At 19.8% G+C, this 398-nt stretch carries 1 pseudogene; it reads left to right on the top strand.

Going from position 1 to position 398, the window contains the following annotated elements:
* Positions 1-398 (top strand): annotated as a pseudogene (locus H2280_RS08560) (hypothetical protein); the annotation flags it as partial.

Below are 398 nucleotides of genomic sequence, written 5' to 3'. Positions count from 1 at the left end.
CAAGAAAGAAATGAAAATATAAAAAATATCCAAGCTTATTTAGATAAAGAAAATTCCTTACAAGATAATCCAAATAATCAAAGTTTGAATACTCAAAAAAATGATGTTAATTTAGTCTTAAATGAAGTATTTAACATAGAACAATTTTATGATAAAAATACTAATACTATAGTTTTAAAAACAAGCAATATAAAAATCATATTTTTAGATAAAGTAAATTTACAAGATTTGCAATCTAATGATAGCAATACTTCTTTTATTTCTATGTCAAATTTAATTCATATCTATGAGAATCATTGTGATATATTCACTAAAGATAAAAGTGTTTTAGATATAAATTTCATAGAAGAAAAATATCAAATAGATTTTAAAAGTTTAGATACCAAAATCTTCCTCAA

The organism is Campylobacter sp. 2457A, assembly GCF_020135895.1.
Classification (GTDB): domain Bacteria; phylum Campylobacterota; class Campylobacteria; order Campylobacterales; family Campylobacteraceae; genus Campylobacter_D; species Campylobacter_D taeniopygiae.
Note: the sequence above shows the minus strand (reverse complement) of the source record. Positions and strands in the feature narration are given on the sequence as shown.